The organism is Paenibacillus sp. IHB B 3084 (assembly GCF_001447315.1).
Lineage (GTDB): Bacteria > Bacillota > Bacilli > Paenibacillales > Paenibacillaceae > Paenibacillus.
On sequence record NZ_CP013203.1, the window covers coordinates 2,726,493 to 2,752,820 of the forward strand.

A 26,328-nucleotide genomic window follows, 5' to 3' on the forward strand; every position below is an offset into this window, starting at 1 on the left:
TTCTTGCTATTTTTTATTATATATTTGATCACAATTCCATCAGCATTTACAATGCGGAAAAGTGAAATGAGGCAACCATCTTAAGTATAGATTCAAGGTCAGCCAGCTCAATAAAGTCAATTGCTGCCCTTCATGCAACTACCTGATTTCTACTTCATATATTTTCGTGAAAGGGTTTACATGCTAGAATATAAGAATGCTATCCTCTTACGAAAGAAGGAACAGATATGAAATATAGAAATGTAGGCAACAGTGGTCTTAAAATCAGTGAAATCGGTTTGGGCAGTTGGTTGACGTACGGAACAGCCGCCGAGCAGGAAGCAGCTCATACCTGTATTGCCAAAGCCTTTGAACTCGGAATTAATTTCTTTGATACCGCCAATGCGTATAATCGGGGTGAAGGCGAAAAGGCTATGGGAGCCGCTTTGAAGCCTTATCGAAGAGAAAGCTATGTGTTATCTACGAAGGTTTACTTTCCTATGGATTCCGGTCCCAATGACAGGGGACTGTCACGCAAGCACATTATGGAGCAATGCGAGGCTAGTCTTAAGCGTCTTGGCACGGATTATATCGACATTTACTTCTGCCATCGTTATGATCCGGACACCCCTTTGGAAGAGACGCTGCGGGCTCTGGATGACCTTCAGGCTCAAGGCAAGATCCTGTATGCTGCGGTAAGCGAATGGAGTGCTGCCCAGCTCACGGATGCTTATGGCATTGGAAAAAGGCTGAATCTGCGTCCGCTGATTGCCAATCAGCCGATCTATAATATGTTTGAGCGTTATATCGAACATGAGGTACTCCCCGTATCGGGGCAGGTAGGTATCGGCCAAATTGTATTTTCGCCTCTGGCCCAAGGTATCCTCACGGGTAAATACAAACCGGGACAACCTTTACCGACGGGCAGCCGCGGGGCTGATGCCTCCGTCAATAATGTCATCAGCAGTTACATGAACGATACCGTTCTAAACTGTGTCCAGGAGCTGGATGAGCTGGCGAAGGATTTGGGTGTCACCCTGTCACAGCTCGCGCTTGCCTGGATTCTGAGAGAACCGGGTATCAGCGCTGCACTCATTGGGGCCACTAAACCGACACAAATCGAAGAAAATGTGAAAGCAGTCGAGGTGATGCTTCAACCGGAGACATGCGCGGAAATCGAGCGGATTCTGAAGCAAGTAGAAGGATTTGAGCCTTTGCGTTAAGCATGTATACTGTTCTTGAAAAGGGAATATTCCCACGGATAAAGCCTCACGCTTCTCTGTCACAGACATGAAGTGAGGGGTTCTTTTAACTTGCTCCTAGCATGGCATAAATACCTGAAATCTCACTTAATAAAATGCCGCTGATCACAAAAATGGATTGTTTCTTACTGAGATCAACCCGATCGAAAACAATAGGTAACAACCATTTTATACTTATGAAGAACCATGCGGCCTCCAACAAACCTATGATTAATACTTTTCTCCCCCAGTAAAACTGCATTTCTGATGTGAGCGGACCGGAAAAACTCAAGACACTTGAAGTACGGATATTCCAGGAAATGATGACTACAAATATAAGAAGAATCAACAGGGTCAAAAAAATATAGATGATATCTTTAACAGCCTCTTTTGTGAGCTTTGGCGATTTTTTAAACTCAGGTAAACCAATCAGGAAAAAAACGATCCCCATGAAAATTGCCACGCCTACAGAGGAACCAAGTATAATATTGGCTACGATGCTGATGCCATTGATGAGTAATAATAAAATAAGCTCTCCCCTTTGGGGTAACGATGATAGTCATTTTATTGTACACGCAGGAATAAAAATGCTCAATCATTTGGAAAAAGCCCCAGTACTTTCGCCTGGAGCTTTTGACCAATTATAATGCTGCTTTAATGACTTTTTTATAATACAGGATGGATAGTATCCCGAAAATGGAATATAAGGCGGTGTATAGTACCATAACGATAATCATAGGCATCCAAATTTCAGTTCCAAACAAGAACCAGCCGGATTGGACGGCGAAATAGCTGTGTGAAAGGCCGATTACTAATGGAATGCCGAAGTTAAAGATTTGTTTTATTTTGATGCCTCTAAGCAGGTCCCCTTGTGTGAACCCTAACTTTCTCAACACCGTATAATTGGCTTTTTCGTCTTCGCTCTCATCCATTTGCTTAAAGTAAAGGATACAGCCTGATGTAATGAGAAAGGTGAGTCCTAAAAATCCAACTACAAACATGATCACTCCCATGTTCCGCTTCTGATTGCTGCTCATTTCAAGGCGTGATGTTTGTTGATCATTAAAATTGGCAGCTGTAAAGAGGCGATCGGCTTCTTTGATCTGGTCTTCATTCATCATATCAATTCCAATATATAAGGATGATTTCTTTTGAATCTCAGGATTCACATCTTTCTTTAACCGCTCAAATATGGTTTCGTCTACAATGGCAGTGGGTAGTCCCCCGGCTGTAAAATAGTAGGGAATAACATATTCCTTTTTTAGACCCAAATATTGTTGATGTATGACTTCCTTTTTCCCCTGTAAATCCAATGGACCCGAGTTTTTCAAGGACATGAATTTCTGAAGCAGATCGTTATAGCCCGTTAAAATGGTTTGATCTGGAGATACATCCGTCCCTTCCACGGATTGTTCGCTTATAACAGGCAACGTCATGGAATTCGCACCGATATTTAATCCTTCCAGAGGAGTCTCCATGATTTGCGCTGTGTCCACACTGACTTGAATGACTTCAATTTTCTTTTCACGATACTTTATATCATGCTCAAGCAGTATCTTTTTGAACTTCTCCGCATCCGATATATTCGTCATTGAAAAATGGGAAGGCACATTGTTCTCAGCTGCTTGATCCGCAGAATAATAGGCGATATAGCTTAAGGAGAGTAAACCGATGGCAAGTGCCGATACCGTTGTAATAATGGTCAACAACAAAGCATTGGATTTCATACGGAACATAATGGATGAGAGAGACAGCACCTCATTAATGTTCAAATACCCGCCTTTACTTTTTCTGATGATATTTGAAATAAAGCGGATAGATCCTTTATAAAAAAGTAGTGTTCCGATGATGACAGAGCCCAAAATAAACACCATAGCCATAAATAATTCATTCATGGATGTAAAGTCTCCACCAAATAATTTGGAAGAAACATAGTATCCTACAGCGATAAATGAAACTCCAATGATCCCGATGATCATCTCATAGATAGATATTTTCTTGATTTTCCCTTCGGTGGTTGAGGTCACTCTGAACAAAGACAAAATACTCTGTCTTTTGATAAAGGAATAATTCATGAGCATGATCAACAGATAGATGATACCAAAAACGATGAGTGTTTGAGTCAGTGCTTGGTTAGAGAGATATAGAGTGGCAATGGCTTCGACGCCCGTCGTCTTAAATAAAATCATGATCACTAATTTGGAAAAGGAAAATCCAACCCCAATTCCAATGAATAGTGAACTGAAGTATAGAATTAAGTTTTCAGCACTTAGGATGCGAAAAATTTTGTTTTTAGTCATTCCGATCAATTGAAATAGGCCAATTTCTTTGCTGCGTCTTTTTATGAATATATTATTAGCATACAAAAGGAAGATGCAGACAATAGCGACCAGTAAAACGGATGCTGCCCGTATGGAAGCTGCACCTTTAACGGAACCCTTCACTTCGTCCATGGAGGGATCGTATTGTAATGTGACAAAAGCGAAATAGAGCGCCACACTGAAAATGAGGGCAAAAACATAAAGGTAATAATTTTTCAGGTTTTTTTTCAAATTTTTCAGGATGAGTTGATTAATGTTCATATTGGACCCCGCCTAAGACCCCTTGGGTTCTCATGATATCTTGGAAGAAGCTTTGTCTTTCTTGTTCACCTTTATGAAGCTGTGTATACATTTGTCCATCCTTAATAAAAATGACTCTACTGCAATGGCTGGCAGCGACCGGATCGTGCGTGACCATAATGATGGTTGCCTTGCGCTTCTGGTTTAACTGGCCCAGCTTGTTCAATAAATCGGAAGCTGATTTGGAATCCAGCGCACCCGTAGGTTCATCAGCAAAAATAATACTGGGCTCATGAATAAAGGCTCTAGCCGCAGATGTACGCTGTTTTTGTCCGCCCGAAATTTCATTAGGGTACTTATCTTTCAGTTCATAAATTCCCAGTTCTGTAGCTACTTCCTGAAATTTTCGGTTTGCTTCTTTTTTAGGAGTTTTGGTGATGGATAAGGGTAAAAGAATGTTCTCCTTCACGGTTAGCGTATCCAGCAGGTTATACTCTTGAAAAATAAAGCCCAGATGTTTTTTGCGGAATTCAGCCAGTTGCTTCTCCTTCATTTTCGTCATTTCGATGTCTTTAATTTTGATGGACCCGTGGCTTACCTTATCAATGGAGGAAAGGACATTGAGCAGAGTGGTTTTACCTGAACCGGAGGCTCCCATAATACTGACAAATTCCCCTTCTTCAATATGGATATCAATTCCTTTTAATACCTCTTGAATATTTAGTTTGTTGCCGTAGCTCTTATGAATTTTATTTGCTTCTAAAATATTCACTTCGACGCACTCCTTTTTGTTCTTGTAACTTTATTATAAAAATAGGGAAGCTGCTTTTCCTTTGATTGAGCGAACAATACATAAAAGCATGTGACATCTCTGTCACATGCTCACCATACTCACGAAGTCATTTTGTTTGGGAAAAATTAAAGTAAAGGTTGTACCGGCGTCCGGTTTGGAATGCATATCTATATGTATGAGCAAAGGCGTTGCTGCCTTTTTCGTTAAATATAACCCCATGCCCGTTGAAGTATGATCAGAATGTTGGGTCGTGGATGTAAAACCTTTCTCGAAAATACGGGGTATATCCTTCGGATCAATACCGCGACCAAAGTCTTGGACTTCAAGCCGTATTCGATCATTTTGTTCATAGCTGTGAATGATAATATCACTGGCATCGCTATATTTGATGGCATTGGTTAAGAGCTGCCTAACGATAAAAGCAAGCCATTTGGCATCACTCAGCACTTCCATGTGCTCCAGTTGGATATCAAAACCGATCCCTTTTTGGATGCACCATGACTGTAATGCTTTGATCTCTTTAAAAACAAGAGATTTTAAATTCACTTGCTCGACATACAAATCATTTTCAATAAAAGATATGCGTTTGTGATGGAGCTGCTGATCCAGCAGTAAGTGAATTCGTAGCCATTCATAGGTTAACTGAGCTTTTAGGGACTTGTCGTCCAACCGCTCAATCATCAAATGCATGGTGGTCAAAGGTGTTTTCACCTCATGAATCCAGGATAATAGTTCATCTTTTTCGTGTTCAAGTGTCAATTGATTTTGCGAGATGATTTGTTGTAACCGTTCGGTCTGGTCAGTGATTTTTTGTTCAATGATTTGCTCAAATGGACTCTCCGGTTCGCCTATACCCGTTAATTCGAGAGGGCTTTCCCATTCTTCTAGTGTTTTATAGAATTTGGTTTCTTTAGGGTAGCGGATAATTAAAAAAACCAAGAATACCATCATAGATAAGAAGACAATATAAAGGATCGGCATAAACGGGATTGCTGCATCCACATAAGCAATGAGCAGGATAAGGAATTGCTGACATACAAAAAGTAGAATCCAGCTTCGCCTTTCCATAAGATATTTTTTAATCATAGGCATGTGCCTCTTCTGTAGCCATGTAGCCTTGCCCCACCTTCGTTTCAATGAAACGGCCCAAATCCAGCTCATCCAGTTTTTTTCGCAGGCGATTCAAGTTGACGGTCAGGGTATTGTCGCTGACAAAACGTTCATCATCCCAAAGGCTTTTAATTAATTCCTCCCGGGAGACAATTTTGTTTTTTTGCTCAATTAGAAGCTTTAAAATATAAATTTCGTTCTTGGTTAATTCGATGGAGCCAGCCTCATTGGCAACTACATTTTTTTCGTAATCGACCGTGGCTCCACACCATGTTTTCAGGGAGACAGGTTCTGTATTGTAATTGTACACGCGGCGAAGTGTCGCCTGTAATTTTGCAATGAGTACATCAAAATGAAACGGTTTTTGGATAAAATCATCCGCTCCAAGCTGCATCGACATCACCATATCCGTAGGGTGATCACGTGATGATAAGAAGATGATAGGGACGTTAGAGCGGGATCGAATCATTCGACACCAATGAAACCCATCAAATTTCGGTAATTGAATATCAATCACGACCAGATCAGGCTTTATCATTGTGAATTCCTGAATTACCTTACTAAAGTCCTGGATGCCATACACGTCATAGGCCCATTGAGTTAATCTATCTTTAACTTCATGAAATAAAGTTTCATCATCTTCAATTAGTAAGATTTTAAACAACGATTTCACCGCACTTTTAACTTTTTTATATAAAGTGTATAGCAAAATTGGTTTGTATGCTATATGTGTAATTCTCCACTTTATACTGCGCTAATCTGCTGTTAACAGTTGAGCCCTATAGTAGGATCTATATCCACAAATATCATATAAACTAAAGGATGGATGCAAGTATGGGGATTCATACGTATTTTCGATCGCTAAACGAGCTGGAAAGAATTATTCGTTGTCCAGGCAAGTTTAAATTTGAAGAACACAGCGTATCTGCTCATTCATGGAAAGTGGTACAGTATGCCAAAACGCTGGCTGATATTGAAGAGCGAAACGGGGTTAGCATTGACTGGAAAAAGCTTTACGAGATCACAAGCAGTCACGATTACGGGGAGATTTTTATTGGAGACATTAAAACGCCTGTTAAGCATTCCTCCAAGGAACTCCGGTTATTAATCCAGCAGGTCGAAGAAGGTATGATTGAGTATTTTATTGAAGAGAATATTCCGGAGGAGTTCAAAGCCATTTTCCGCAAACAGTTACGGGAAGGCAAAGACAATTCAGTAGAAGGTTTGATCCTTGAAGTTGCTGACAAGATGGATCAGGTGTACGAAGCATTTGCCGAACTACAGCGGGGAAATACTGAAAAAGAATTTATAGTCATGTATCGTAATGCGCTTGTGAAAATCAAAAATATCCAATTAAAATGTGTTGATTATTTTTTGGAACATATTTTGCCGGATATGGTTAAGGAAGAAACGCCTTCATCCATTGATATTAAAAAGATTACGGAAGAAGCCTTAGCACTATAAATGAAAATTTCCTTACCGTCCAGAAGCTACAGAAGCGCTTCTGTTCATACATAATGATGTCCATTTCTGCTTGCAATGCAATCACGAAAAAAAGAGCAATAAGGGACAGTGATTGAACTGTTCTTATTGCTCTCTTGGGTTGATGGTGCTATTCGAATTCAACCTTGCCAAGCGATTTTTTGGCCGGTCCTTCGATTACTTCGCCTTGATAGGAATAGCGAGAGCCATGGCACGGGCAATCCCATGTTCTTTCCGCCTCGTTCCACTCGACTTCGCAGCCCATATGGGTGCAAGTTGTGTCCACTAGGTGCAATGCTCCTTGTAGATCTCGGTAAGCGCCCGCCCTTTTGCTATTTACCTGGATGACCGCTCCTTCGTCATGCTGTAGTTCTTCGGCTTTTTTGTGGATCATTTCCAACTTCCCAGCAATCAAGTGTTTAGCCACATTTGCATTTTGTGTCACGAATGTTTTAATGTCGGGGTCCATATGAAACCTTGAGGGGGAGAAAAGATCCTGGTACGGGCTTTCCTTTCTGGTAATCAGATTCGTATTTAATAAAGCTGCCGCCACACTTGTGGTCATCCCCCATTTTCTATAACCCGTAGCAACAAGGATGTTAGGGATGGTGGATAGCTCCTGCCCGATATAGGGGAGCTTGTCTAGCGTATACAAGTCTTGAGCTGACCAGCGATAAGTGATTTCCTTTAATCCAAATGTTTGCTCTGCGAACTTTTCTAAAGCTTCATAGTACTGGAAGGTGCAGATTCCTTGGCCCGTTTTGTGGCCTTCCCCACCGACGATGACCATCGGTTCTCCGTTTACCAGCACCGAGCGAAGCGAACGTTTTGGGGTTTCCGCACTTAGGTACATACCACCCGGGTAGATTCTGTCGGTCTTGACGGCTAGTACATAAGAACGCTCGGCATGCAATCGCGCAAAATAAAGACTGTTTGGATCATTGAATGGAAAATGCGAGGAGGACACGACATGGTTGCAGGTAATTTTATTTCCGTCGTTTGTTTTAATGATGGCAGGGTTTCCTTTTTCCACACCTACAACGGTGGTTTGCTCATAAATTTTCCCGCCCTGACGGATGACTTGGTTTGCCAAATACCTTAAGAAAGGAACCGGATTAAACTGGGCCTGGTTTTTCATCATAATAGCTGCTTTAGTTGAGAAAGGCAGAGGCGTTTGCTCGACATAACCTCCCGGGATGCCCAATTCTTCGTAGGCTTTATATTCGGCGGCGATTTTCTCCACATACGTATCTGCACATGTATAAACGTAGGCATCTTCTTCTGTAAATTGACAATCGATATTATACTCCTCTACCGTTTGTTTAATGAATTGAAGAGCGTCACGGTTGGCTTCGTAATAGAGCCGGGTTTTTTCCTTGCCAAAATGTGAAAGAAACTCGCTGTAGATCAAGTCATGCTGGGCGGTTATTTTGGCGGTAGTATGGCCCGTTGTTCCATGAAGTATCCGCCCTGCGTCGACGACCGCGACGTTTAGTCCTTTTTTAGAAAGTAAATAAGCAGTGGTAATACCGGTGATCCCCGCACCTACAATGGCAACATCCACCTGAATATCCCCACTAAGCTTGGGAAAACTGGGGATGTCAGTTGAAGCTAACCAATACGATTCCGGAAATTGCGGAAATTTTGTATGAGATTCATTTTGATCCATTATTACAACCGACCCCTTTGATTACACTTTATGTGTATTATTTCCATTGTAGGCTTCTATATTCACTAAACGACTCTCATTATGATAAATTGGCCTGCACCTTCCAGGCTTTTTTAACGTTGGCTTCCATTCCTGAAAATCAAAAATTCTCCTGAATAATTTGATATAGAGCGCGTCACGAGGCAACGCTTGACTTCAAGTTAACTTTAAGTAGTAACATAAAGGATGTAACGTGATGGGGCCAGAAAGGCGAACGACAAAATTCTTTCAATATAGGAGTGATGGACATTGAAAAAGAAACAATTGGGTAAAAGTGACCTTCAAGTATCTGCACTGGGTCTGGGCTGCATGGGAATGTCCGAATATTATGGTGAGCTGGATGATCAGGAGTCGATCAAAACGCTTCATCGTGCGCTGGAGTTAGGGATAAACTTCTGGGATACTGCCGATACCTACGGTGTGGGGGAAAATGAAAAACTGATCAGTCAAGTTTTGCGGAGCCACCGTGATGAGGTTGTATTGGCTACCAAATTTTCGATTATGCGCGGAGAAGATGGTGCATTTCTGGGTGTAAACGGCCGTCCTGAATATGTGAAAGAAGCGTGTGATCGCAGCCTGCAAAGACTGGGTGTAGATGTGATTGATTTGTACTACCAGCACCGTGTCGATCCGAATGTACCTATCGAAGAAACGGTGGGCGCGATGAGTGACTTGGTTCAGGCAGGAAAAGTCCGCTATCTGGGACTATCCGAAGCTTCTCCTGCGCTCATTCGACGTGCTCACAAGGTACACCCGATTACAGCCCTGCAAACAGAATACTCCTTATGGAGCCGGGAAGCGGAAGATGAAGTTATACCGACGTGTAAGGAACTGGGCATCGAATTTGTGGCCTACAGTCCACTTGGACGCGGCTTTTTGAGCGGGCAAATTCAGAAGTTTGATGATTTTGCAGAAGACGATTTCCGTCGCTCCGTGCCACGTTTTCAACCTGAGAACTTCCAGAAAAATCTCGATCTCGTGCAGCATGTTAAAGACCTCGCTGCTCAAAAAGGTGTTAAGCCTTCTCAACTGGCTTTGGCATGGTTGCTTGCGCAAGAGGGGATTGTTCCGATTCCAGGCACCAAGCGGGTGAAGTATTTGGAGGAAAATGCAGGGGCAGTCGATATCACTTTATCCGCGCAGGAGATGGAAGCCATTAACGCGATCATTCCAAAAGGAATGGCAGCGGGTCTTCGTTACCCGGCAGAGCGGATGCCGAATTGGCAAGCCGAATAATTCCAACTTTATAACCCAAAAAGCCGTCCTTAACGCGGATCGGCGCGAAAGGCGGCTTTGCGGGGCTTTCATATACAGCTAAGGACGTGGTTTGAAAATACCGAAGGGACGTCCTACAGGCAGGAACGTACGGCCAAAGTGAGCATTCAGAACGGCGGCTCCTGTACCGTACAGCGAGAGAAGACCAATTCCCATTTCAGCATAAGCCGCGATGGTATGGAATACCTCAGGAGCAACACCGAATGCATCGAAGCTAAGACCGAGGAACAGAAAATCAATCAATACAAAGATAAAAAACAGAACCTTATGCGTCTCCATCGCTCCAATGGTCATGAATAGCGTGAAGATGAGATAGCCCGCAAAGGCAAAACCGAGCTGTTTACCGTCTACAGCAGAAGCCAGCTCAGGGCCGAATACGCCCATTTTGATCATCCAGCTACTAGCTACGGCTAACCAGAAGAAAGCGTAAGCGCCGAATGCCGTCATGCCAAAGGTGTTATTATGCTTTGCATCCTGAATGCAGGCAAACAGCTGTGCAAAGGCACCAAGGAAGATTGCCCAAGGGATGATGAAGCTCAAGCCTTCAGTGAGACCGAGCTTTTGGGATGAAGCCACAAGCGTTACAATAGCCAAGCCAAACAGACCGATCGCGCTCGGATCGGCCGTTACGATTTTTACGTTAGAATGAGATTCGTTTTGCATGAAAAAATAGAAGCCTCCAATAATGTTCAAGTACGCGTCAATCTGCCGATGCCAGAGTCACACTGACATATTGTAACGGAAACAGAGGAACTAGCATAGTACATAATTCTGCTACCGATTGCGATTTCCTGTATTGACGTTATTACTTCCCCCCTCGATACTGACTGATTTGCCTGAAGTATCTGTGATGTTGTCCTTAATTTCATTGGATCTGGAATCGGTAACCCGTATTCCTATGTTGGAGAATCCGGAGTATGTGGTCATTTCGTTACCAATAATTTTGTTGTTATTGGCACTGGAAAGGCGGATGATTGCGTCAGGATTAAGTGAAGAATTGGTTTGAATAAATTCATTGTCTGTGAAGGTATTGCCATCCGATTGGACTAGCAGACCTTGCAGGGATGCATTTTTTACCGTATTCCCGTATACGTTGTTACCTGTCGCTCCAGTCAGTACAAAGATTCCCCGAGGAAATTTTCAATTACATTATTGGTTACGGTATTGTTGACCGTCGTGTACGTTGCGCGTGACAGATTGATTCCACTGCCTCCACCCGAGTTGGTAATCTGGTTATTCGTAATTTTGACGTTACGGAACTCACCTGCCGGATAGCTTTCATGTCCGATGGTCGTGTCACGAATCTCTACTCGATCCAGCGTGAAGTGCGAGACGGCCACATCTATAATAATACCGCCTACCTGACTTTCTCCGTGGGCTTCACGGTTCGTACGGTCTGCATCAATCGTAAGATTGGATAATTTCACATTTAATCGCTCAGAATTATCCCGCAGGACAGGATTCGCAATAACGTATTGGCTTTTGGTGCCTGTTTTTTTGAAAATGGTTTTTCCCATTCCGTCCCCGTTCATACTCACCCCGGCATATAAACGGATCGAATCGTCAACCAGATACGTACCTGCCGGGAAGTACACGGTTCCCTCTGTACCACGATCATAGAAATACTTTAACGCATTCTGAATTTCCCTCGATTGTGAGGAATTCGAGTTGGGTTTAACGCCAAAATCCTTGGCATTAATCTCATTGTCGGCTGCTTGGGCCACATGCGGGTTTCCTCCTATAGAACCTTGAATAACGAGAGCAATGACGGCTACCAGCAACAAGCTGAGCCTGGCCTTGTCTGACTGGAAATAAAAGCTCCGCTACCTTCCTGGTTGCGGAGCTTTTGTGATTTGGCGACAGCCTATTTTCTGTGGTCCGAACCCCGAGCCTGTCCGAAAGGTTGTCTCCTAGGGGTTTTCGTATTTATAACAAGCTGGGACATGCCGTTTTGTGACATGAATCTTGGTTTCTAGCAGAGGTAGCGGCCCACGCAGAAGGGGATCTGGATGCATATGCATACTGTATGCGCAAAAACCCAAAAAGATAAGAGGGATGACAAGTGCCCATTGGAAAAATGAAAAAGCATAAAGAAATGTTGCAACATCCCGTTTTGCGTCCGCATTTACCTGAAACCCACTGGTTTACGGATTCGAGGACCTCGCGGATGCTGAATACCTATTCATCGGTCTTCATAAAACCTAATCACGGGAGTGGTGGCAGCGGGATTATCCGGGTCAAGAGATTGAAGAAAGGATATGAGGTTCGTAGGGGCTCAAGTCGAAGGATTGTTGGATCTCGTTTTGTCTTGAGAGCAATTAAGTCATACCAGAAATCCAGACACATGTATTTAGTACAGAAGGGACTTCGGTTAGCCAAGTACCATGGGTCGATTTTTGACACAAGGATATACCTACAGAAACCAGGGGGGAAATGGGTGATTTCCGGCACGGCCGCCCGTGTCGCGGCACCTCATAAGTATGTTACCAATTATCTTAAAGGAGGGCATGCAGTATCCTTGCATCGAGTGCTTTTCAGCCTTTTTAAGCACAACCGCACGAAAGCGGATGCCTATTTTCGTAAAATATCCAAACTATCTGTCATCATTGCCAAAACGATTAATAAACGGCATCCAGTTCGCGAATTGGGGGTCGATATTGCCATAGATAAAAAAGGCCGTATTTTGATTATCGAGGCCAATTCACACCCCGGACATATGCTGTTTACCCAGCTTCCCGATCCTACTATGATCAACACGATCATGAGAAACAAGAGGCTTATTTGGAAGTAGATTCCTTGCACATTATTTTTAGGGGAGAAGGAGAAAGTTTCAATGAAAAAAACAAAGCAGCTAAGAGAGTTGGTCAATTCTCAAAAACTGGAGTTTATCATGGAAGCTCATAATGGTCTGTCAGCCAAAATTGTGGAGGAGGCGGGGTTTAAAGGAATTTGGGCCAGCGGGTTGTCCATCTCTGCAGCGATGGGAGTCAGGGACAACAATGAGGCTTCCTGGACGCAGGTATTGGATGTTTTGGAATTCATGAGTGACGCTACTTCCATCCCGATTTTACTGGACGGAGATACGGGGTACGGCAACTTCAATAATGCAAGGCGGCTGGTGAAAAAACTGGAGCAGCATCATATAGCGGGGGTATGCATCGAAGATAAGCGGTTCCCCAAAATGAATTCTTTCATTAACGGTCAAGGGCAGACTTTGGCTGATATCGAAGAGTTTTCCGGGAAAATTAAAGCGATGAAAGATACGCAAACGGACGCGGACTTTACGGTGGTGGCCAGAGTAGAGGCATTTATTGCCGGGAAAGGGCTTAAAGTGGCGCTGCAGCGGGCAGAGGCGTACCGGAAGGCAGGAGCCGATGCCGTATTTATACACAGCAAAAGATCGGATGCCGCAGAGATTGAAGCGTTCATGAAGGAATGGGCCGGAAGATTGCCGGTAGTGATCGTGCCTACCAAATACTATACGACTCCAACCGTCAGGTTTAAGGAGATGGGGATCAGCCTTGTGATTTGGGCAAACCATAATTTGAGAGCATCCATCCAAGCCATGAAACAATTATCTGACCGAATTTATCGGGATGAAAGCCTTGTTCATATCGAGAAGAGCGTCGCAACCCTCGAAGAAGTATTCCGGCTTCAAGGGGTCGAGGAGCTGCAGGCTGCGGAACGGCAATACCTCCCGTCGTCAGAACCGGATTCGGGTGAGCACGTATAATGGACACAAAATTGTTAGGAGAAGAGCTGGGAAAATTAGGATTTACCTTTTTCAGCGGTGTTCCATGCTCCTTCTTGAAAAGCTTGATCAATTATGCCATAAACGAATGCGATTATGTTGCAGCGGCTAACGAAGGGGATGCGGTCGCCATTGCATCCGGAGCTTATATAGGGGGGAAGAAGTCGGTAGTCCTTATGCAAAATTCAGGACTAACCAATGCTGTTTCGCCATTGACCTCTCTTAATTACCCTTTTCATATTCCGCTGCTTGGATTTGTCAGCTTGCGCGGAGAACCGGGGATACCTGACGAGCCTCAGCATGAACTGATGGGCCGGATTACAACGCAAATGCTGGATGTGATGGATGTGGAATGGCAGTATCTCTCCAAAGATTTAGAGGAGGCAAAAAATCAGCTGATCCAGGCTAATGAACAAATTGCGCGGCGTCGCTCGTTCTTTTTTGTCGTTAAGAAAGGGACTTTTGACAAAGAGCCATTGCAAAAACTGCAAACCTCCATTCATGTAAATCAGGTCCGGCAGCATGGTCATGCGGATCATCAAATGCCTACACGGTATGATGCATTATCTGCGATTAACTCCATGAAAGACGGTGATACCGTACAGCTCGCAACAACTGGTAAAACCGGGCGTGAGCTGTATGAAATTGAAGATGTGTCTAACAACCTGTACATGGTGGGTTCAATGGGATGTATAGGTTCCTTTGGACTTGGTTTGGCTCTGAGCCAACCAGGCAAAAATATCGTCGTGATTGACGGAGACGGATCTCTGTTGATGCGTATGGGGAGTCTCGCAACCAACGGGTATTACCATCCACCCAATATGGTTCATATTCTGCTCGATAATAACGCTCATGAATCAACAGGCGGGCAAAGTACAGTATCCCATAATGTGGATTTTATAGATATTGCGGCTTCATGCGGGTATACGAAGTCGATTCATGTTCACAGTCTCGAGGAACTGAAAGCCTCTTTACAGGAATGGAAAGTGAATAGAGAACTTACGTTTTTGTGCCTGAAAATATCTAAGTATTCCAAGGATCAGCTTGCTCGACCGCATATGAAGCCTCACGAAGTAAAAGAACGTCTGTTGCGTTTTATTCATAACAGTCCTTTGAAGGGCAAGGAAGTGGGCGGTTCATGAGTTCTCCCGTCAAGAAAAATATTTTGCTTACCCCTGGTCCGGCAACGACTACAGAAAGTGTGAAATGGTCACAGGTGGTTCCGGATATCTGTCCTCGTGAAGCCGAGTTTGGCCAAATCATGGAATATATTTCTACAGAGCTTACCCGGCTGGTCGCAGACCCGGATCATTATGCAACCGTATTGTTTGGTGGATCGGGTACTGCAGCGGTGGAATCCATCATAAGCTCGGTCCCGAATCACGATGCAGTGGTCATTGTCAGCAATGGAGCCTATGGAAAACGGATGTGCGAGATAGCGAAGGTTTATGGAGTGGACTATTTTGAATTCAAAAGTCCTCCCGATGATGCTATTGATTTGGCTGAATTAGAAAGATATATCCAATCTTCCGAACGCACCGTCTCCCATCTGGCCGTCGTACACCACGAGACGACAACGGGCCTGCTTAACAAGGTAAAGGATATCGGAGAATTATGCAAAAGGTATCAAATCGACATGATCGTGGATGCCATGAGCTCATTTGCGGCCATTCCAATTCAATTGAAGGAAATGAACATTGCCTACCTGGCGACAAGCTCCAACAAAAACTTACAGGGAATGGCCGGGGTTTCGTTTGTGATCGCCGAAAAAAGCAAATTGGAGAATTTGAAAGGCCAGAAACCAAGAAGCTATTATTTGAATTTGTATGCTCAATACAACTATTTTGTGGAACATGGGCAGATGCGGTTTACTCCTCCAGTCCAAACCTTATATGCGCTTAGACAAGCGATTGAGGAATTAAAGCAGGAGGGGGTGGATAAAAGATACGAAAGGTACACGACATCCTGGAAAACCTTAATTAACGGGTTAGCCCGCTTAGGTCTAACCTATATCATTCCCGAAGAGCATCATTCCAAAATCATTACTTCCATTCTTGAACCTCATTGTGCAGGTTATGATTTTCAATCTATGCATGATTATTTTTACAGCAAAGGTATTATGATTTATCCCGGCAAGCTTGAGAAACTAAATACGTTCCGGATTGCCAATATAGGTGATATCACGTATAAGGAAATGGAGTTATTTTTGGAATGGCTTGAACGCTATCTCAGTAGCATAAAATGCGGATGAGAAAGGTGGAGTCCCCATGGCATCAGCAGCAAAAGATAAGTGGTACAAATATTTGTTATTGAGAAGGTATGCGTCTCTGAGGTCTTATGTCCCCGAAACGAAGCTCCTGGACAGGTATAATTTTTCGAAACTTCTCTCCAAGTACGTGCATGTTATCGTGAAACCGGTGTGGGGGAGTCGTGGACAGGGGATCTTCCAGGTCTCCTGGCTAGGAAACCATAAGTACATTGTACATTACGAGAATAAACGAGTTTTAGTACGGGGCAGAACCAATACGTATCATTATATTAGAAGAAAAATCGGGAACGCCAGTTATATGGTTCAACGCAGAATTACTCGTCCGACCATCCACAAACGCCCTTTTGATATGAGAGTCATCATTCAACGGAGAATCAACTCATCTGTATGGGTAGTCACAGGAAAGGTTATCAAAGTTGCAGGCAAAGGCTATATTGTATCCAATAATACACGGAGTAAAGGGACATTGCTCAGCTTTAAATCCGGTATTCAGCAATCTTCTGTTCGGCACTTGTCTGCCAGTGCATTAGAGTCCCATATTGATCGTGTTTCCATCCGTTCCGCGAAGAGATTAAGTGCTTTTTTTCCGGGACACCGTATATATGGACTGGACATTGGAATAGACCGGAAAGGAAGTATCGGGATTATTGAAGCTAATCTTTATCCGGCAAGGTCCCATTTCCGTAAGCTGAAGGATAAAACGATGTATTACCGCATTACGGATTACAAAAACGGATAACATAAAATGAAAAGGTGGCTCTGTATTCATCAGAGTCATCTTTTTCTCATACAGTTTCTAAGTCGGGAGTTTTAGTCATGGGACAAGGATTATTGAATGGTGTTACATCGGGATTTGTGATAGTATTTACACCTATATAGAATGAGGAAGTGACATAGTGATAAACATAACGATTCCAACCCCGGACATCACGATTACCAAACAGGTTAACCCTGAGCTGAGCCATATTTATGGATTTACAGATTTCCACCTGATTCCCAGAGATAAGAGTGGTATTTTTATGTTCTACAACGCGCAGGAGGAATTGCTGTTCGTTGGTAAAGCAAGAAAGCTGAGACAAAGAATCAAAAAGCATTTTGAGGATACCGTATCACCAATCAAGGACAAGCGGAACGAAGTGGCGATTATTGAGGTTTGTATTGTGGAAGATGCGGTAGAGCGAGAAATCTATGAAACCTACATCATCAATTCACAAAAGGCTAAATATAACGTCGAAAAAGTATTTTTTAAGTAATGAAGTAACTTCCGTATGAAAAAAGAGCAATAAGTCGCAGTGATGTACTGCCCTTATTGCTCTTTTGTATTACTGTATTTTAGATCCTTCCAGGGAGGGTGCCGTGGTATGAACAAAACAGACCGCCTGCTAGCTATCTTGCTAGAATTGCAACGTAAAGATATTTTACGAGCCGAGGATTTGGCGGCCATATTCGAAACAAGTGTGAGAACCATCTATCGGGATATTCAGGCACTAAGCGAATCGGGTGTACCGATTATAGGTGCACCCGGCATTGGATATTCCCTGATGGAGGGATATTTTTTGCCCCCGGTGAGCTTTAGCGTGGAAGAAGCCGTGGCGTTGCTAATCGGGACAGATTTTGTCGAACAAAAATTTGATGCAAATTACGGCATCAAGGCGCAGGCTTCTCGCAGAAAGATTGAAGCTATTTTACCGGAGAGTGTTCGCAGGGAAGTTTCCCGGGTGCGTACGACCATCAGGCTGCTCGCGGTGGGTGAAGGGGCAAACCTTAAAGAGAAAACCTGTTTGGAAACGCTGCGTCTCGCTATATTGGGAAAACGGAAGGTACGGTTCGGCTATTCCAAAAGAATGCCAGAGGATGACGGGAATCGTCAAAGTGTGCGTGTGGTCGCCCCCTATGGGCTTGTGCTGATTCGTGGTTCGTGGATGTTGATTGGGCAATGCGAATTGCGGCAGCAACTTCGCCATTTCCGCTTGTCCCGGATGGACGAGCTTATCGTGCTGGAGGAGAGGTTTCAGTTCCCCATCGATTTTAATTTGCAGGATTACAAGCAAACCGATGATCGCCATGTACGTGTTCGTATATTAGCCCGTTCGGATATCGCTGATAAAGTGAAGGAAGCGAACAATTTTTACATGGAGGCTGTAGAGGAGCGTGCGGATGGACTGCATGTACTCTTCCGCGTCAGGCAGCCAGAGGAATTACTACAATGGATACTCGGGTGGGGTGCAGATATGGTCGTGCTGGAGCCTGAATCGCTCCGGGATCGGGTACGATCGGAAGTCGAAAAAATGTTGAAATGCTACTGACATAAGGCTGTCAGTAGCATTTTTGTATAGTAAAGCTACTTGAAGGAGAGGGGCAGTTAATAGTATATGAATACAACAACCGAAACATTGCAGCGTTTTGAACAAACGGTACAACACTATCTTCTTGAATTGGACCACTTTAGCTTGGAGCAATTGCAGTACACACCGCAGGAGGGCGAATGGTCACTTGGACAAATGTACCTTCATTTGGTGAACTCTGCTCTTTATATGCATCTGAAGAACGTTGATGTTTGTCTACAGCCTAATGGGGAGACAGGGGTTAAAACGGAAGCAGGCACGGCCATCTTTGATCTGGGAGGCTTTCCGCCAATACGTATCCAGGTCCCGTCATCCCCGCAGTACACTCCACCACAACCGACTAGCAAAGAAGAAATTGTAGAGGGATTGAACGCGGTAATCCGCAAAATGAGAGAGATTGAGCCGAACGTTGGGGAAACAGCAGGGAAGTCTACCGTTTCTCATCCCAGATTCGGCGCGTTGAATGCTGGAGAGTGGTTTACGCTCATCGAGATGCATTATCGCCATCATCTTTTGCAGAAGGAGCGCTTGAAGCACGCAATAGCCGATTAATCGTCTCCCGGCGCAGACCGATGAACTGGCCGATTTCCTCCTGCGTTAGCACGTCTGTTAGCGTGGCGGGTGCGATGTAGGAGTGGAACCAGCGTTGAAGCTTCCGAAGCTTCTCGGCAGGTGACACCTCGGTAAGCTGGTCGATTCGTTGCTGCATCATGCGCAATTTATCCTGTAGCTGCAAAGCGACAGCCCGACATCGCGCCGGCTCTTGCTCCAGCGCGAGATACCATTCCTTTTGCGACAGAACTTCAACCTCTGAGGTTACCAGCGCCACTGCTGTACCGTAATAAGGATTGGGACTGATCAGGGAGTGATGCGGGATGATTTCATCGGGCACAATCACATTAACTAAAATTTGCGAGCCGTCTTCATGGACTCGGATAATTTTTAACAGGCCGCTCTTTAAGTGATATAGAGGGCCGGATTCCCCTTGCCGGAACAGGGTCTCGCCTTTGTGTAATATCATGAGCGTGAACAGCCTCCATTTCATGTATTCCAGCTTTTAAATGAATCCGCCGTTGACGCGAATTGTCTGTCCGGTAACCCACTGTGATTTGGCGCTGACCAGGAACTCAATCACATCAGCGATATCTTCCGGTTCACCGAGACGACCCATCGCATTCATTTTTTTCATGACTTCGATCTGTTGCTCGGTTTTTCCTGCTTGAAAAAGCTCGGTGTTCACGGGACCGGGAGCCACGGCGTTGATCGTAATTTGTTTACTCCCGAATTCTTTCGCAAGCTGGCGGGTAAATTGCTCCACCGCGCCTTTCGTACCCGCGTATACGCTATAGGTCGGAAACATTTGTCCGATGACGGACGTAGACAGGTTCACGATTCTTCCGCAGTTTTCCATGTATTTCATCGCTTGTTGACAGGCAAAGAAAGTCCCTTTTACATTCAGTGCGAATTGTTTGTCAAAATCGGACTCGGTTACCTCAGCCAGAGGTTTGGTGATCATCAATCCGGCATTGTTAACCAGAATATCCACTTTGCCGAATTCAGCAATCGTATGTGTAAATAAGGCTTCAATATCACTCATCTTGCCCAGATCAGCGCGGAGCGCTATGGCTTTTCCGCCTTTTTGAATAATGCCCTCCACGACTTCCTGAGCTTTGTCCGGACTGCTGGCATAATTGATGACTACATTAGCGCCCAGATCAGCCAGTTGCTCGGCAATAGCACGTCCAATTCCTCTGGAGGAACCGGTGATAATCGCTATTTTTCCGTCCAAATGTTTCATAGGTATTTAACCTTCTTTCTATAATTTTTTAAGAGATTCCTTTTTCTAAAAGCATCCACACATCCGAAAACTCCTGATCAATCGCAGGACTCTTCCATTCGTAAGCATGAGCGGGATGATGAAAACGGGCTGTGGCATAGAAAAGGGTACGCGCCAGTTGGGCTGGCTGATCCGATGTGATGTTCCCGTGTGCAATGATGTCAGCGAGCTGATCCACAATGTGGGCGATATGCTGGTCGATTAAATCAGCGGCTTGCTCGGTGACCCGGGTATACATCTCGAACATCTCCTCGTCATCGCGGGCATAATACTGCTTGAGTTCGATCAAGGTCTGTATATATCGTTTTAAATGCGGCGTTCCCAGCAGGGATGAATCCTGACACACCTCCGTTAACGGAGCGATAATCTTTTCATTCAGCCATTTTTCGGTCACGCCTTCAAGAAGTTCGGCTTTGCTTTTAAAATGTCGATAAATGGTGCCATGACTTACTCCTAATACTTTGGCAACATCGGTCACGGAGGTTTTAGCTACACCAAAACGTCTAAGTGTGTCTTCTGTAGCGATGAGAATCTGTTGCTTGGTTAAAATATCTGAGGATTTTTCCATAGAGACACGGTCAAGTTGCCGTGTGAGTCACCTCCTTGAAGTCAGGATAACACAAAAGAGTATCAAATGACAAATATTCATTTTTGTCATTTGATACTCTTTTTCTTCTAAACAAATTCAAAGGAGTAAACTGAAACCCTACAACAGTGATTCGATGACAGAATCTATTTCAAAGGGCTCCGTCGTTGATTCAAATCTTCCATTTACATGACCATCGCGATCGATCAGAAACTTGGAGAAATTCCACTTGATCCCGTCGCCAGCGTATATTTCCGGATACTTATCCCTCAGGAAATCCTCCATCCATTGACCGTCCTTGGTTTGGGTATCGAAGCCTTGAAACGGTGCCTGTTGTGTCAGATATTGAAATAAAGGATGAGGAGATGGACCTCTTACATCCGTTTTCTCAAATAGCGTGAATGTTACTCCATGGTTAATTTGGCAGACCCCCTGAACTTCCGAATTGCTACCCGGCTCTTTTTCATTGAATTGGTTACAAGGAAACGCGAGAATTTCAAAACCTTGTTCCCGTCGACTTTCATAGAGCTTCTGTAGATCAGCGAATTGACGGGAAAAGCTACATTTGCTGGCTGTGTTTACGATGAGGAGAACTTTTCCGCTGTAGTCTGACAGTTTAATCGGCTTCCCGTTAATTGAGGTTGCTTGAAAATCATAAATAGACATATTAAAGTCCCTCCTCATATTATTTTTTATACATCATATATCCAGAGTGTCTATTGGTCTAATAGATTATTCGAATGACCTTTATAGGTAGAAGGGGGTTCGCCTCTTTCATAGCAAACTGTGACATTAGCCGTTACCAAGATAGAATATGGATGCATATTCATGTAATGCGTGCAAAAACCCAAAAGAATAGAGGGATATTCGTGCCCATTGGAAAGATGGTTCAATACAAGGAAATGCGACATCATCCCGTTTTGAGCTCTCATTTGCCTGAAACCCACTGGATTTCTACTGCGAAGACCTTACGTATGCTAAATACCTATCGCACGGTCTTTATCAAGCCCAATTACGGGAGTGGGGGGAATGGTATCATACGGGCCAAAAAGCTGGGAAGGAAATATGAGGTCCGTTGCGGCTCCAGTCGCAGGGTCGTCAAATCCCATGCGGTCCGTAGAGCCATTAGATCCTACAGGAAGCCCCATCGGCGCTATTTGGTACAGAGAGGACTGCGGTTAGCGAAGTACAAAGGCTCTATTTTTGATGCCAGAGTGTACATGCAGAAACCGGAATCAGAATGGATCATTTCAGGGATAACCGGGCGTGTGGCAGCCCCATCCAGATTCGTGACCAATTACCGGAAAGGGGGACATGCGGCTCCGATATCCAAAGTGCTTTTAAGAGTTTTTAAAAATGACAGAACGAAAATGAGACAGACTCTGGATCAGATCATCGAACTTTCCAAAATGATTGCCGACACGATAGAGCAAAACCATTCAGTTCGCGAGTTGGGCATTGATTTGGCTATTGAGAAGAGTGGTCAGATCTGGATTATCGAGGCCAATCCGCACCCCGGACATATGCTGTTCACGCAACTCCCTAACCAAACCATGATCCGTACCATTTTGAAGAACAAGCGTCGGATTAAAAAACATTAGTATAGAGTTGCTCAAGCACATTGGAATCTCATCAATCAAAAACCAGTCGAAGCACGAAAATAAAGAAGTGTTAGGCTGGTTCTGTTTTATCAAGCTATGATAGTTCATTAGTGAAATGTGCTAGTTATCTCTAATGCTTTGCATATTAATCCTCTATATAGTATATTTATTCAATCGTAAGCAAGAGGGGGAGTTAACATGTCATTTATCGTAAGAAATGCTGAACCTAACGATGTGAATGGTTTGACGGAGTTAATGTATGAGTATATTGTTGGTTTTTATAAGAATCCCAGACCGGCTGCTGAGAAACTACATAATTTGATTTTTAACCTTTTCGAGAAGCAGGCAGGTATACAGTTCGTAGTAGAGCAGGATGGGGAGCTGATTGGATTCGCTACATTATACTTTGCTTTCAGCACGATGAGAGCAGATAAAATTACCATCATGAACGATCTGTTTGTTATGGAGCCATACAGAGATACTGAGGTGGAATCGCAACTGTTTTTGGAATGCCGCCGATACTCACAAGAGCATGGGTATGCGTACATGTCCTGGATCACGGGGCCCAGCAATCAGCGGGCACAACGTTTCTTTGAAGAAAAGGGTGCTGTCCAGGCAGATTGGATTAACTATTCCATTAACTAAATCAAGGGTTCTTGCAAGCTAATGTGAAGCCATTGACGCCCTCGTTTTGTTGGAACTATACTGATTACAACAAAGAGGGTGATTCGATGAAACAAATTAGCAGCCGATTTTCAATTGCGGTGCATACCATGTCCATGATTGCTTTGCGTCCATCGTTATGTACAGGCGATTACATTGCCAAAAGCGTCAATAGTAATCCTGTCATCATACGCAAAATCATTGCGCAATTAAAAAAAGCCGGATTTATCCAAGTCAAAGCAGGTGTCGGTGGGGCTTCTTTATTAAAAGAAGCAGAGCAAATTACACTACTGGATATCTATAAAGCCGTTGAAGCATCAGACGATGGCGACCTGTTCAGGTTCCATAAAGACCCGGACCCCGAATGCTCGGTGGGGAAACATATTGAAGAGGTACTGCATCCTGAGATGGTGCAGGCACAGTTGGCGCTGGAAGGAAGGCTTTCTTCCGTCACGTTAGGACAAATTGCTGCCCAACTTCAGCAAAAAGCGGGCTACTGATGAGCAGAAGAGGCCAGAGCGCAGGTTTTTGGCAAGCTCCAAAGCTTGCTCGGTCCCCGAAACGATGACATAGGGATAGACCGTGGCTAATTGAAGCTCGGCGTCGGGAATAGCCCATTGTCTGTCAGACGGCTTTCCGGTGATTTTTTCATAATGGGCTACAGCCGACTCCAGACTACTCGCAAATACCGGAATAAAATGATCTGTAATATTCATAATTTCATCCTCCAGTTGAGTTGTACAATACCTTATAGCATCGTTGTAACTAATTTTGTTATAACAATATTAGTTACAACGTAGGTGCGATGTCAAGTGAATTCTATGAATTGCTGTTTATAAATCTGGTCGACCTTGCTAAGGCTTGGGAGCTGTGCTATATAGCTGACATGATTTTTGGCAAAGCGTTTATGTTAGAGCGTGTCCTCCATCCACATGAAGAATGGTTCCGGTCACAAAATGATTTTGGATTAAATAAAGTACGCCTTGTGCAACATCCTCCGCATGTCCCACTCGTTTTACAGGGAGCTTATTTGCCACTGTATCATAGAACTGATTACGTGCATTTTCAGGCATTTTGCTACGGGAAGGTGTATCGATAATGCCAGGTGAGACGACATTCACGCGGATGGGAGCAAGCTCCAACGCCAAGGTTTGACCAAGATTCGAAACGGCTGCATTAACAGCACCAAGCGCTGAGGATCCAATCATCGGTTTGAATGCCACCACACCGGAAAATAAGGTAATGGAACCCTTTGCTGAGAGTTTGAGTGCTCCGTATTTAGCCGCATAATATTGGCCCCAAAACTTGTTTTCGAATAGCGTGCGTGCGTGATCCGTTTCCAACTGGAGGAATGACCCCCCGGATGTTTCGGCAGCGCTAATGACCAGATGATCATACTTGCCGACTTGTTCAAAAAAGGACTTTACCTGCTGCTCATCTGTCGTATCCAGCACGGGGTCCCAGCATTTCTTTGGCCTTGTGCAATTTATCTTCCGAGCGGCTGGCGATAACCACTTCCGCCCCAAGCGAAATGACTTGCTTAGCTGTCTCTAAACCAATACCTGAGCTTCCACCAATAATCACAATTTTTTGATTTTTCAAATCAATAACCTCCTATGTTTTGCTGAATGTATTAATCATTGAATACGGCTTGTAGATGTGTATCAAGATCAGTAATAAATTTAGGGATATTTGGGTTTTTAATGACGTCGTAGCATGCATAGCTCTTTAGAGGCTTCATACCGAGAAACGTATGTGCAGAGTGCAAATGACGGAGCGCTCCTTCTAAGCTATCGCCATTAAAAAATCGAGTTGGATCATTAAAGGCTTTTTCCGGGGCATTCCAAGTCGTTGAGAACATATATTTCTTGTCGGTTAATAAACCGCCGCTTCCATATTCACGAGCACCCGTGAAGAATACACCGTAAGCGTAAACTTCATCCATATAAGTCTTCAATAACCCAGGAACACTGAACCAATAGATGGGGGTTTGATAAATGACCACATCCGCCCATAAGAACTTTTCTTGTTCTTCGCTAATGGTGTATCCGTTTTGAACAGATGTTGTTTTGATCTCGTTCTCTTCACTTAAAAGACGCACCATATGGTCCATCAATGTTTGGTTCAATTTTCCTTCGGACGCATCATACTTTTGATGACCATTAATGATTAATATATTATTCATTTCTCCATCTCCTTTTCCCACTGTCTTTGTTGCCCCTGTCCCCAACCGCTAATCACCTCCTCATGTTAGAGAAAGCGTTACTTACTACATCAATATCGTATATGTATTAAATTCATTTAGGGAAGTAGTGATATTTAATTCATATAGTTACCAAAAGGAATTATTGTGATATTATTGGGTTTAACAGTTATTTTTTTGGGGAGGATGGTTCCTATGCACGTTCAAGAACCAATTCAATTGACCAAAGGGATACCAGGTGAGCCATGCCCTATTGCCCAGACGCTTGATTTGATCGGAACGAAATGGACTTTTTTAATCATTCGTGACCTTCTTATCGAAGGAACACTGCGATTTAGCCAACTTCTGAAATCCATGAAGGGGATTAGTCCCAAAACACTTTCCCTACGCCTGAAGGAGCTTGAAGACAATGGTCTGTTAGTGAGAAAGGTTTATCCCGAGGTTCCCCCGCGCGTTGAATATTCGTTAACGGAAAAAGGGAAGCGACTGGAAAGTATTTTTATTGAGTTGAAGAGATTTGGTTTAGATTTAAAAGCAGATCATTGAGGGAGCGCCCGGGAGGCATAAAGTTCTTGCCGCTCTAATACAAATTGCAACCGAAACATTCCAGGGTATCGTCAAGATAAGACGATACCAATTTCCTGTACTCTGAAAAAGGAAAATGCGAATCAAAATGTTCACTTATGTGGTGGTTTCCACTATCTATATAATAACGAAGGTAAACAGAAGGGATGATGGAAATTACCAACAACTAAGAAAGAAGATTTTTATTTTGGTTTGATGATGTGTTTGGGGATGGTATCACTGCTTTCGTATTGGAATTATTTATTGTCGGTCCAGTAGCAAAGAAAATAGCCTTCTCAATACTATACGATTTCTTGCTGGGAAGGCGGTTTGTTTTTTTATCAGAAGTCCCAAAATCTT

The 26,328-nt window shown here is 43.7% G+C and carries 31 protein-coding genes and 1 pseudogene; 16 read left to right on the forward strand and 16 right to left on the reverse strand.

The window, feature by feature from the left end:
• The first annotated feature begins 227 nt into the window (after positions 1-227).
• Positions 228-1,202 (forward strand): aldo/keto reductase family protein, encoded by a 975-nt coding sequence (locus ASL14_RS12785; protein ID WP_134911848.1) that lies wholly within the window; start codon positions 228-230, stop codon positions 1,200-1,202.
• Positions 1,203-1,287: 85 nt separating this feature from the next.
• Here ASL14_RS12785 and ASL14_RS12790 read toward each other — a convergent pair whose 3' ends face one another.
• A complete protein-coding gene (locus ASL14_RS12790) occupies positions 1,288-1,671 on the reverse strand; it encodes a hypothetical protein (RefSeq protein ID WP_189338257.1) in 384 nt (127 codons plus the stop codon).
• Between ASL14_RS12790 and ASL14_RS12795 the strand changes: the two genes are divergently transcribed.
• Positions 1,670-1,867 carry a hypothetical protein gene (locus tag ASL14_RS12795; protein ID WP_134911850.1) on the forward strand — a complete coding sequence of 66 codons (198 nt, stop codon included), beginning with the start codon at positions 1,670-1,672 and terminating at the stop codon, positions 1,865-1,867. The two genes, ASL14_RS12790 and ASL14_RS12795, sit on opposite strands and share 2 nt — an antisense overlap.
• Here the strand turns inward: ASL14_RS12795 and ASL14_RS12800 are convergent.
• From ASL14_RS12800 to ASL14_RS12815, 4 genes are all read right to left on the reverse strand, one after another.
• The gene (locus ASL14_RS12800; RefSeq protein WP_134911851.1) at positions 1,862-3,802 is read right to left on the reverse strand and encodes an ABC transporter permease; all 1,941 of its coding nucleotides are present in this window, start codon (positions 3,800-3,802) and stop codon (positions 1,862-1,864) included. The genes ASL14_RS12795 and ASL14_RS12800 overlap by 6 nt on opposite strands.
• Entirely contained in the window at positions 3,792-4,553 is a 762-nt protein-coding gene (locus ASL14_RS12805) for an ABC transporter ATP-binding protein (RefSeq protein WP_134911852.1), read from the reverse strand. Before ASL14_RS12805 ends, ASL14_RS12800 begins: the two co-directional genes overlap by 11 nt.
• A gap of 102 nt (positions 4,554-4,655) precedes the next feature.
• Complete coding sequence (locus tag ASL14_RS12810) at positions 4,656-5,660, reverse strand: sensor histidine kinase (protein WP_134911853.1); 1,005 nt, start codon at positions 5,658-5,660, stop codon at positions 4,656-4,658.
• Complete coding sequence (locus ASL14_RS12815) at positions 5,653-6,348, reverse strand: response regulator transcription factor (protein WP_134914533.1); 696 nt, start codon at positions 6,346-6,348, stop codon at positions 5,653-5,655. Before ASL14_RS12815 ends, ASL14_RS12810 begins: the two co-directional genes overlap by 8 nt.
• A 170-nt stretch (positions 6,349-6,518) precedes the next feature.
• Between ASL14_RS12815 and ASL14_RS12820 the strand changes: the two genes are divergently transcribed.
• Positions 6,519-7,148, forward strand: a complete 630-nt coding sequence (locus ASL14_RS12820; RefSeq protein WP_044646380.1) for a YfbR-like 5'-deoxynucleotidase — start codon at positions 6,519-6,521, stop codon at positions 7,146-7,148.
• Between the two features lie 148 nt (positions 7,149-7,296).
• On the opposite strand, the gene ASL14_RS12825 is transcribed toward ASL14_RS12820, so the two are convergent.
• Entirely contained in the window at positions 7,297-8,835 is a 1,539-nt protein-coding gene (locus tag ASL14_RS12825) for an FAD-dependent oxidoreductase (protein WP_134911854.1), read from the reverse strand.
• A gap of 288 nt (positions 8,836-9,123) precedes the next feature.
• Between ASL14_RS12825 and ASL14_RS12830 the strand changes: the two genes are divergently transcribed.
• The gene (locus ASL14_RS12830; protein WP_134911855.1) at positions 9,124-10,110 is read left to right on the forward strand and encodes an aldo/keto reductase; all 987 of its coding nucleotides are present in this window, start codon (positions 9,124-9,126) and stop codon (positions 10,108-10,110) included.
• 78 nt (positions 10,111-10,188) lie between these two features.
• On the opposite strand, the gene ASL14_RS12835 is transcribed toward ASL14_RS12830, so the two are convergent.
• From ASL14_RS12835 to ASL14_RS28040, 3 genes are all read right to left on the reverse strand, one after another.
• Positions 10,189-10,812 carry an acetate uptake transporter gene (locus ASL14_RS12835; protein ID WP_134911856.1) on the reverse strand — a complete coding sequence of 208 codons (624 nt, stop codon included), beginning with the start codon at positions 10,810-10,812 and terminating at the stop codon, positions 10,189-10,191.
• A 111-nt stretch (positions 10,813-10,923) separates the two neighbouring features.
• The gene (locus ASL14_RS29305) at positions 10,924-11,274 is read right to left on the reverse strand and encodes a right-handed parallel beta-helix repeat-containing protein (protein WP_335338630.1); all 351 of its coding nucleotides are present in this window, start codon (positions 11,272-11,274) and stop codon (positions 10,924-10,926) included.
• Positions 11,262-11,873, reverse strand: coding sequence for a glycoside hydrolase family 55 protein (locus ASL14_RS28040; RefSeq protein ID WP_223264302.1), 612 nt, complete (start codon positions 11,871-11,873; stop codon positions 11,262-11,264). The genes ASL14_RS29305 and ASL14_RS28040 overlap by 13 nt, the downstream gene beginning before the upstream one ends.
• A 338-nt stretch (positions 11,874-12,211) precedes the next feature.
• On the opposite strand from ASL14_RS28040, the gene ASL14_RS12845 reads away from it, so the two are divergent.
• The 8 genes from ASL14_RS12845 to ASL14_RS12880 all read left to right on the forward strand — a co-directional run bounded on the left by ASL14_RS12845 (position 12,212) and on the right by ASL14_RS12880 (position 19,066).
• Positions 12,212-12,940 carry a YheC/YheD family protein gene (locus ASL14_RS12845; protein WP_134911857.1) on the forward strand — a complete coding sequence of 243 codons (729 nt, stop codon included), beginning with the start codon at positions 12,212-12,214 and terminating at the stop codon, positions 12,938-12,940.
• A gap of 42 nt (positions 12,941-12,982) precedes the next feature.
• Positions 12,983-13,882, forward strand: a complete 900-nt coding sequence (gene aepX, locus ASL14_RS12850; RefSeq protein ID WP_134911858.1) for a phosphoenolpyruvate mutase — start codon at positions 12,983-12,985, stop codon at positions 13,880-13,882.
• Entirely contained in the window at positions 13,882-15,042 is a 1,161-nt protein-coding gene (gene aepY, locus ASL14_RS12855; protein WP_134911859.1) for a phosphonopyruvate decarboxylase, read from the forward strand. Before aepX ends, aepY begins: the two co-directional genes overlap by 1 nt.
• On the forward strand, positions 15,039-16,151 hold the full coding sequence (locus ASL14_RS12860) for a 2-aminoethylphosphonate aminotransferase (RefSeq protein WP_134911860.1): 1,113 nt from the start codon (positions 15,039-15,041) through the stop codon (positions 16,149-16,151). Before aepY ends, ASL14_RS12860 begins: the two co-directional genes overlap by 4 nt.
• 16 nt (positions 16,152-16,167) lie before the next feature.
• On the forward strand, positions 16,168-16,908 hold the full coding sequence (locus ASL14_RS12865) for a YheC/YheD family protein (protein WP_134911861.1): 741 nt from the start codon (positions 16,168-16,170) through the stop codon (positions 16,906-16,908).
• Between the two features lie 157 nt (positions 16,909-17,065).
• Positions 17,066-17,422 carry a nucleotide excision repair endonuclease gene (locus ASL14_RS12870; protein WP_134911862.1) on the forward strand — a complete coding sequence of 119 codons (357 nt, stop codon included), beginning with the start codon at positions 17,066-17,068 and terminating at the stop codon, positions 17,420-17,422.
• Between the two features lie 108 nt (positions 17,423-17,530).
• Positions 17,531-18,475: a helix-turn-helix transcriptional regulator gene (locus ASL14_RS12875; protein WP_134911863.1), complete on the forward strand. Its 945-nt coding sequence runs from the start codon at positions 17,531-17,533 to the stop codon at positions 18,473-18,475.
• Between the two features lie 66 nt (positions 18,476-18,541).
• Entirely contained in the window at positions 18,542-19,066 is a 525-nt protein-coding gene (locus ASL14_RS12880; protein ID WP_134911864.1) for a DinB family protein, read from the forward strand.
• On the opposite strand, the gene ASL14_RS12885 is transcribed toward ASL14_RS12880, so the two are convergent.
• From ASL14_RS12885 to ASL14_RS12900, 4 genes are all read right to left on the reverse strand, one after another.
• Positions 18,999-19,535: a Crp/Fnr family transcriptional regulator gene (locus ASL14_RS12885; protein WP_134911865.1), complete on the reverse strand. Its 537-nt coding sequence runs from the start codon at positions 19,533-19,535 to the stop codon at positions 18,999-19,001. The two genes, ASL14_RS12880 and ASL14_RS12885, sit on opposite strands and share 68 nt — an antisense overlap.
• A gap of 36 nt (positions 19,536-19,571) precedes the next feature.
• Positions 19,572-20,312, reverse strand: a complete 741-nt coding sequence (locus ASL14_RS12890) for an SDR family oxidoreductase (RefSeq protein ID WP_134911866.1) — start codon at positions 20,310-20,312, stop codon at positions 19,572-19,574.
• A gap of 28 nt (positions 20,313-20,340) precedes the next feature.
• On the reverse strand, positions 20,341-20,919 hold the full coding sequence (locus ASL14_RS12895) for a TetR/AcrR family transcriptional regulator (protein WP_134911867.1): 579 nt from the start codon (positions 20,917-20,919) through the stop codon (positions 20,341-20,343).
• 138 nt (positions 20,920-21,057) lie between these two features.
• A complete protein-coding gene (locus tag ASL14_RS12900; protein WP_134911868.1) occupies positions 21,058-21,603 on the reverse strand; it encodes a glutathione peroxidase in 546 nt (181 codons plus the stop codon).
• Between the two features lie 203 nt (positions 21,604-21,806).
• On the opposite strand from ASL14_RS12900, the gene ASL14_RS12905 reads away from it, so the two are divergent.
• The 3 genes from ASL14_RS12905 to ASL14_RS12915 all read left to right on the forward strand — a co-directional run bounded on the left by ASL14_RS12905 (position 21,807) and on the right by ASL14_RS12915 (position 23,701).
• Entirely contained in the window at positions 21,807-22,538 is a 732-nt protein-coding gene (locus ASL14_RS12905) for a YheC/YheD family protein (RefSeq protein ID WP_223264303.1), read from the forward strand.
• A gap of 198 nt (positions 22,539-22,736) precedes the next feature.
• The gene (locus ASL14_RS12910) at positions 22,737-23,183 is read left to right on the forward strand and encodes a GNAT family N-acetyltransferase (protein WP_134911870.1); all 447 of its coding nucleotides are present in this window, start codon (positions 22,737-22,739) and stop codon (positions 23,181-23,183) included.
• 86 nt (positions 23,184-23,269) lie between these two features.
• Positions 23,270-23,701 carry an Rrf2 family transcriptional regulator gene (locus ASL14_RS12915; RefSeq protein WP_134911871.1) on the forward strand — a complete coding sequence of 144 codons (432 nt, stop codon included), beginning with the start codon at positions 23,270-23,272 and terminating at the stop codon, positions 23,699-23,701.
• Here ASL14_RS12915 and ASL14_RS12920 read toward each other — a convergent pair.
• From ASL14_RS12920 to ASL14_RS12930, 3 genes and pseudogenes are all read right to left on the reverse strand, one after another.
• Complete coding sequence (locus ASL14_RS12920) at positions 23,657-23,917, reverse strand: hypothetical protein (RefSeq protein ID WP_189338258.1); 261 nt, start codon at positions 23,915-23,917, stop codon at positions 23,657-23,659. The genes ASL14_RS12915 and ASL14_RS12920 overlap by 45 nt on opposite strands.
• 189 nt (positions 23,918-24,106) lie before the next feature.
• Positions 24,107-24,803: pseudogene (locus ASL14_RS12925) on the reverse strand (SDR family oxidoreductase).
• A gap of 31 nt (positions 24,804-24,834) precedes the next feature.
• On the reverse strand, positions 24,835-25,386 hold the full coding sequence (locus ASL14_RS12930; protein ID WP_134914534.1) for an NAD(P)H-dependent oxidoreductase: 552 nt from the start codon (positions 25,384-25,386) through the stop codon (positions 24,835-24,837).
• Positions 25,387-25,599: 213 nt separating this feature from the next.
• Here ASL14_RS12930 and ASL14_RS12935 point away from each other — a divergent pair, with 213 nt between their 5' ends.
• Complete coding sequence (locus tag ASL14_RS12935; RefSeq protein WP_134911872.1) at positions 25,600-25,950, forward strand: winged helix-turn-helix transcriptional regulator; 351 nt, start codon at positions 25,600-25,602, stop codon at positions 25,948-25,950.
• Positions 25,951-26,328 lie beyond the last annotated feature (378 nt).

What these genes read in the sequence shown, in the direction of transcription:
- ASL14_RS12820 (WP_044646380.1), top strand. Translation starts at nt 6,519, where the DNA reads ATGGGGATTCATACGTATTTTCGATCGCTAAACGAGCTGGAAAGAATT.
- ASL14_RS12865 (WP_134911861.1), top strand. Translation starts at nt 16,168, where the DNA reads ATGGCATCAGCAGCAAAAGATAAGTGGTACAAATATTTGTTATTGAGA.
- ASL14_RS12875 (WP_134911863.1), top strand. Translation starts at nt 17,531, where the DNA reads ATGAACAAAACAGACCGCCTGCTAGCTATCTTGCTAGAATTGCAACGT.
- ASL14_RS12790 (WP_189338257.1), bottom strand. Translation starts at nt 1,671, where the DNA reads ATGGGGATCGTTTTTTTCCTGATTGGTTTACCTGAGTTTAAAAAATCG.
- ASL14_RS12895 (WP_134911867.1), bottom strand. Translation starts at nt 20,919, where the DNA reads ATGGAAAAATCCTCAGATATTTTAACCAAGCAACAGATTCTCATCGCT.
- ASL14_RS12885 (WP_134911865.1), bottom strand. Translation starts at nt 19,535, where the DNA reads ATGATATTACACAAAGGCGAGACCCTGTTCCGGCAAGGGGAATCCGGC.
- ASL14_RS12825 (WP_134911854.1), bottom strand. Translation starts at nt 8,835, where the DNA reads ATGGATCAAAATGAATCTCATACAAAATTTCCGCAATTTCCGGAATCG.
- ASL14_RS12890 (WP_134911866.1), bottom strand. Translation starts at nt 20,312, where the DNA reads ATGAAACATTTGGACGGAAAAATAGCGATTATCACCGGTTCCTCCAGA.
- ASL14_RS12835 (WP_134911856.1), bottom strand. Translation starts at nt 10,812, where the DNA reads ATGCAAAACGAATCTCATTCTAACGTAAAAATCGTAACGGCCGATCCG.
- ASL14_RS12880 (WP_134911864.1), top strand. Translation starts at nt 18,542, where the DNA reads ATGAATACAACAACCGAAACATTGCAGCGTTTTGAACAAACGGTACAA.
- ASL14_RS12860 (WP_134911860.1), top strand. Translation starts at nt 15,039, where the DNA reads ATGAGTTCTCCCGTCAAGAAAAATATTTTGCTTACCCCTGGTCCGGCA.
- ASL14_RS12800 (WP_134911851.1), bottom strand. Translation starts at nt 3,802, where the DNA reads ATGAACATTAATCAACTCATCCTGAAAAATTTGAAAAAAAACCTGAAA.
- ASL14_RS12930 (WP_134914534.1), bottom strand. Translation starts at nt 25,386, where the DNA reads ATGAATAATATATTAATCATTAATGGTCATCAAAAGTATGATGCGTCC.
- ASL14_RS12920 (WP_189338258.1), bottom strand. Translation starts at nt 23,917, where the DNA reads ATGAATATTACAGATCATTTTATTCCGGTATTTGCGAGTAGTCTGGAG.
- ASL14_RS12785 (WP_134911848.1), top strand. Translation starts at nt 228, where the DNA reads ATGAAATATAGAAATGTAGGCAACAGTGGTCTTAAAATCAGTGAAATC.
- ASL14_RS12795 (WP_134911850.1), top strand. Translation starts at nt 1,670, where the DNA reads ATGAAAATTGCCACGCCTACAGAGGAACCAAGTATAATATTGGCTACG.
- ASL14_RS12810 (WP_134911853.1), bottom strand. Translation starts at nt 5,660, where the DNA reads ATGATTAAAAAATATCTTATGGAAAGGCGAAGCTGGATTCTACTTTTT.
- ASL14_RS12915 (WP_134911871.1), top strand. Translation starts at nt 23,270, where the DNA reads ATGAAACAAATTAGCAGCCGATTTTCAATTGCGGTGCATACCATGTCC.
- ASL14_RS12935 (WP_134911872.1), top strand. Translation starts at nt 25,600, where the DNA reads ATGCACGTTCAAGAACCAATTCAATTGACCAAAGGGATACCAGGTGAG.
- ASL14_RS12900 (WP_134911868.1), bottom strand. Translation starts at nt 21,603, where the DNA reads ATGTCTATTTATGATTTTCAAGCAACCTCAATTAACGGGAAGCCGATT.
- ASL14_RS12910 (WP_134911870.1), top strand. Translation starts at nt 22,737, where the DNA reads ATGTCATTTATCGTAAGAAATGCTGAACCTAACGATGTGAATGGTTTG.
- aepY (WP_134911859.1), top strand. Translation starts at nt 13,882, where the DNA reads ATGGACACAAAATTGTTAGGAGAAGAGCTGGGAAAATTAGGATTTACC.
- aepX (WP_134911858.1), top strand. Translation starts at nt 12,983, where the DNA reads ATGAAAAAAACAAAGCAGCTAAGAGAGTTGGTCAATTCTCAAAAACTG.